The following is a 5,370-nucleotide window of genomic DNA, read 5'->3' as shown; positions in this document are numbered from 1 at the left end:
GTGTTGAATTCTTCGCCGTGAATACAGACGCTCAGGCGCTGCGTAAAACGGCAGTTGGCCAAACCATCCAGATTGGTAGCGGTATTACCAAAGGTCTGGGTGCAGGCGCGAACCCGGAAGTGGGTCGCAATTCAGCGGAAGAAGACCGTGAAGCCCTGCGCGCCGCTCTGGAAGGTGCAGACATGGGCTTCATCGCGGCCGGCATGGGTGGCGGTACCGGTACCGGTGCTGCGCCAGTGGTGGCAGAAGTCGCAAAAGATCTGGGTATTCTGACAGTCGCCGTGGTGACCAAGCCTTTCAACTTTGAAGGCAAGAAGCGCATGGCATTCGCTGAGCAGGGTATCGCCGAATTGTCCAAGCATGTGGACTCGCTGATCACCATCCCGAACGACAAGTTGCTGAAAGTTCTGGGCCGTGGCATCTCTCTGCTGGACGCGTTCGGCGCGGCCAACGACGTGCTGAAAGGCGCGGTGCAGGGTATTGCCGAACTGATCACCCGTCCAGGCCTGATGAACGTCGACTTTGCTGACGTGCGCACCGTGATGTCCGAAATGGGCTACGCGATGATGGGGTCTGGCGTTGCCTGTGGCGAAGACCGTGCCGAAGAAGCGGCGGAAATGGCGATCTCCAGCCCACTGCTGGAAGATATCGACCTGTCCGGCGCCCGTGGCGTGCTGGTCAACATCACCGCTGGCTTCGACCTGCGTCTGGATGAGTTCGAAACCGTGGGTAACACCATCCGTGCTTTCGCTTCCGACAATGCGACCGTGGTAATCGGTACCTCGCTGGATCCGGAAATGAACGACGAACTGCGCGTGACCGTAGTCGCGACCGGTATCGGTATGGACAAACGTCCTGAAATCACCCTGGTAACCAATAAACAGGCCAGCCAGCCAGTGATGGATCACCGTTACCAGCAGCATGGTATGTCGCCGCTGCAGCAGGAAGTAAAACCTGCCGCCAAGGTGGTGAACGATCAGAGCGCGCAACCCAACAAAGAGCCTGATTATCTGGATATTCCGGCCTTCCTGCGCAAGCAGGCAGATTAGGAATAAGCTGATAATTTGGAATCTCCGCTCTTTGTGCTAAACTGTCCCGCCAGCCTTGCTGTATGCTGGGCTGGTTGGATTGATAACATTGCGAGATAAAACGATGATCAAACAAAGGACATTAAAACGTATTGTGCAGGCGACTGGTGTCGGTTTACATACCGGCAAGAAAGTCACGCTGACAATGCGCCCAGCGTCGGCTAATACCGGGGTCATCTATCGTCGCACTGACTTGAATCCACCGGTAGATTTCCCGGCTGATGCCAAATCCGTGCGTGATACCATGCTCTGTACTTGCCTGGTGAATGAGTCAGACGTGCGTATTTCCACCGTTGAGCATCTTAATGCTGCGTTGGCGGGCTTGGGTATCGACAACATCATCATTGAAGTTGACGCTGCCGAAATCCCGATCATGGACGGTAGTGCCAGCCCGTTTGTCTATCTGTTGCTGGATGCTGGCATCGAAGAGCTGAACTCGGCGAAGAAATTCCTGCGTCTGAAAGACACCGTACGCGTTGAAGATGGCGACAAGTGGGCAGAGCTGTCCCCGCATAACGGGTTCCGCCTGGACTTCACCATCGATTTCAACCACCCGGCGATTGATGCCAGTACCCAACGCTATCGTCTGGATTTCTCAGCCGATTCGTTCGTACGCCAAATCAGCCGTGCGCGTACCTTCGGTTTCATGCGTGATATCGAATATCTGCAATCCCGTGGCCTGGCCCTGGGTGGCAGCTTCGATTGCGCGATTGTGGTGGATGACTATCGTGTCCTCAACGAAGACGGCCTGCGCTTCGAAGACGAATTCGTACGCCACAAAATGCTGGATGCCATCGGCGATCTGTTCATGTGCGGCCATAACATCATTGGCGCGTTTACCGCCTACAAATCAGGCCATGCGCTGAACAACAAGCTGCTGCAAGCCGTACTGGCGAAACAGGAAGCTTGGGAATTCGTGACATTCCAGGATGAAGCCGAAATGCCGTTGGCATTCAAGGCTCCGTCAACCGTACTGGCCTAAGCTGCCAAGACGTCAATTACTTATCACGACCGGTTGCGTTGGCTCTCTCTCCTGCCAACGCGGCCAGTCGTTCTAACACCTTACGTAATCTTTCTGGGCTCTGTGCCGCCAACCCCCGCAATGCATCTGCACTCTCCTGGCTCAAATGACGCATGGGGACTTCTGCTTGCTGACCGTTTTCCGTGGTTTTGCCCTGGTTTTGTAGCTGGCTGCTGCCTTTTGCCATCAACGAAGGATTAATCCTGATGTCGATTGACGACAAAGATGGTAGAATTTGCGCTCGTAGTGCGGATAGCAGGCTGGGTTGTTCATAGCGTAAGCGCATCATCCAACTGGCATTGGCGGTTTCCAGCACTAAAATACCCTGTCTGAAGTTGGCGACACGGCACCAAGGGTGCAACTGAGCGGGCAATAACCCCTTCACGGCACGATTGAGTTTTAGTAGCGCGGTAGCGCGTTGCTGAACGTTATGCAGCGGTCCTTTCTCTGTTGCAGACGCGTCGTCAAACAGGATATCTAATAATTGTGGACGGCTATCGCGCATAATGGGCTCCGGCGGATAATAAACACGTGATCGGTATTCTAAATCGTTGGCGACAATTTGGCAGACGTTATTTCTGGCCTCATCTCCTGTTGGGGATGGTAGCGGCTACGCTTGGCGTACCGCAAAATCTGTCCGGCACCGTCGATCAAAGCGCATTACCGAGCACCTCGTCCAGTCTTAACCGGCAAAATTCCGCCAGCCACGCCTTCAACAGCCTGGCGTTACTGCAAGAAGTACATCGTCGCCCAACGTTTAACGTTGATTACTGGCACCAGCATGCGCTTCGAACCGTCATTCGTCACCTCTCTTTTGCTCTGGCACCTCAGGCCGTCTATGCCCGGGTGCAGGAAGCGGAGACCGTTGCGGTTGAACCCCCATTACAGGTGGCTCAGCTTGCCCTGCTCTCCACGCTCAATGCGCTACTGACGCACGAGCCAAAACCACCGACTATCATTCGTGATACCCATCACCCCATCGTTCCTTCTTTGGCGCAGCATCAGGCCGGGCTATGGCTCGCTCAGGTGCAAGGTATTCGCGCCGGGCCTGCAGCCCTCGGCTGATCTTTGCCCTCCGGGCAGCAAAAAACAAACAACACAACAGCTTGTTGACGGCCATTATGGTGTCGTCGCGTAAGAGATATAAAGAATCATGTTAATCAAACTATTGACCAAAGTTTTTGGTAGCAGCAACGATCGTACCCTGCGCCGCATGCGCAAAGCGGTTGAGATGATCAACCGTATGGAACCAGACATGGAAAAACTGTCTGACAGCGAACTGCAGGCCAAGACCGATGAGTTCCGCGCGCGTCTGAAAAAGGGCGAAGTGCTGGAAAGCCTGATCCCGGAAGCCTTCGCCGTCGTGCGTGAGGCCAGTAAGCGAGTCTTCGGCATGCGTCACTTCGACGTGCAGCTGCTGGGCGGGATGGTGCTCAACGACCGCTGTATCGCCGAGATGCGTACCGGTGAAGGTAAAACCCTGACCGCAACCCTGCCTGCCTATCTGAACGCCCTGAGCGGCCGTGGCGTGCACGTGGTTACCGTCAACGACTACCTGGCCCAGCGTGACGCCGAAAACAACCGTCCGCTGTTCGAGTTCCTGGGGTTGAGCGTGGGTATCAACCTTCCTGGTATGCCTGCTCCGGCCAAGCGTGAAGCCTATGGCGCAGATATTACCTACGGTACCAACAACGAATACGGCTTTGACTACCTGCGTGACAATATGGCGTTCAGCCCGGAAGAGCGCGTGCAGCGTAAACTGCACTATGCGCTGGTGGATGAGGTTGACTCCATCCTGATCGACGAAGCGCGTACGCCGCTGATCATCTCCGGCCCGGCCGAAGACAGCTCAGAAATGTATAAGCGTGTTAACAAGCTTATCCCACAGCTGATCCGCCAGGAAAAAGAAGACTCCGACACCTTCCAGGGTGAAGGGCACTTCTCGGTCGATGAAAAAGCGCGCCAGGTTCACCTGACCGAACGCGGCCTGATCATGATCGAAGAGATGCTGATGGAAGCGGGCATCATGGATGAAGGCGAATCGCTGTATTCACCAACCAACATCATGCTGATGCATCACGTCACCGCCGCGCTGCGTGCCCACGTGCTGTTTACCCGCGACGTTGACTATATCGTCAAAGACGGTGAAGTCATTATCGTTGACGAACACACCGGCCGTACCATGCAGGGCCGCCGCTGGTCTGATGGTCTGCATCAGGCGGTAGAAGCTAAAGAAGGCGTAGACATCCAGAACGAAAACCAGACGCTGGCTTCAATCACCTTCCAGAACTACTTCCGTCTCTACGAGAAGCTGGCCGGTATGACCGGTACGGCGGACACCGAAGCCTTCGAATTCAGCTCCATCTACAAGCTCGATACCATCGTAGTGCCGACCAACCGTCCAATGATCCGTAAAGATATGCCGGATCTGGTCTACATGACCGAAAAAGAGAAGATCGCGGCGATCATCGAAGATATCCGTGAGCGGACTGCCAACGGCCAGCCGGTGCTGGTGGGGACTATCTCGATCGAGAAATCCGAAGTGGTTTCCCGCGAACTGACCAAAGCGGGGATCGAACACAAGGTTCTGAACGCCAAATTCCACGCCATGGAAGCGGATATTGTGGCCAATGCGGGTCAGACGGCTGCGGTAACCATCGCGACCAACATGGCAGGCCGTGGTACTGATATCGTGTTGGGCGGCAGCTGGCAGAGTGAAATCTCCCATCTGGAAGATCCGACTGAAGAGCAGATTGCCGAAATTAAAGCAGCCTGGAAAATTCGTCACGACGCCGTGCTGGCCGCTGGTGGTCTGCATATTATCGGTACCGAACGTCACGAATCACGCCGTATCGACAACCAGCTGCGCGGCCGTTCCGGTCGTCAGGGTGATGCCGGTTCTTCCCGCTTCTACCTGTCAATGGAAGATGCGCTGATGCGTATTTTCGCCTCGGATCGTGTTTCTGGCATGATGCGTAAACTGGGTATGAAGGATGGCGAAGCCATCGAGCACCCGTGGGTCACCAAAGCCATTGCCAATGCGCAACGCAAGGTTGAAAGCCGTAACTTCGATATTCGTAAGCAACTGCTGGAATATGATGACGTGGCCAACGACCAGCGTCGTGCGATCTACAGCCAGCGTAACGAATTGCTCGACGTGTCCGACGTGAGCGAAACCATCAACAGCATCCGTGAAGACGTGTTCAAAACCACCATCGACAGCTACATTCCGCCGCAGTCGCTGGAAGAAATGTGGGATGT

5 protein-coding genes are annotated in these 5,370 nt (G+C 55.1%); 4 read left to right on the top strand and 1 reads right to left on the bottom strand.

What is annotated here, in order from left to right; genetic code table 11:
• A partial coding sequence (gene ftsZ, locus ACLQ7H_RS03360; protein ID WP_411751446.1) for a cell division protein FtsZ occupies window positions 1-1,049 on the top strand: 1,049 nt, incomplete at its 5' end.
• Between the two features lie 103 nt (window positions 1,050-1,152).
• Entirely contained in the window at window positions 1,153-2,070 is a 918-nt protein-coding gene (lpxC, locus tag ACLQ7H_RS03355) for a UDP-3-O-acyl-N-acetylglucosamine deacetylase (protein WP_021179330.1), read from the top strand.
• Between the two features lie 16 nt (window positions 2,071-2,086).
• Here the strand turns inward: lpxC and ACLQ7H_RS03350 are convergent, their stop codons facing one another.
• Window positions 2,087-2,614, bottom strand: coding sequence for a DUF721 domain-containing protein (locus tag ACLQ7H_RS03350; protein ID WP_411751445.1), 528 nt, complete (start codon window positions 2,612-2,614; stop codon window positions 2,087-2,089).
• A 26-nt stretch (window positions 2,615-2,640) separates the two neighbouring features.
• On the opposite strand from ACLQ7H_RS03350, the gene secM reads away from it, so the two are divergent.
• Window positions 2,641-3,174, top strand: a complete 534-nt coding sequence (gene secM, locus ACLQ7H_RS03345; RefSeq protein WP_065687086.1) for a secA translation cis-regulator SecM — start codon at window positions 2,641-2,643, stop codon at window positions 3,172-3,174.
• Window positions 3,175-3,262: 88 nt separating this feature from the next.
• Window positions 3,263-5,370 (top strand): preprotein translocase subunit SecA (gene secA / locus ACLQ7H_RS03340; protein ID WP_411751444.1); only part of this gene is annotated, 2,108 nt, incomplete at its 3' end.

The organism is Serratia sp. (in: enterobacteria) (assembly GCF_046715635.1).
Taxonomy (GTDB): Bacteria; Pseudomonadota; Gammaproteobacteria; order Enterobacterales; family Enterobacteriaceae; genus Chania.
The sequence above is the reverse complement of the archived record's forward strand: the minus strand, read 5'-3'. Positions and strand labels throughout refer to the sequence as shown.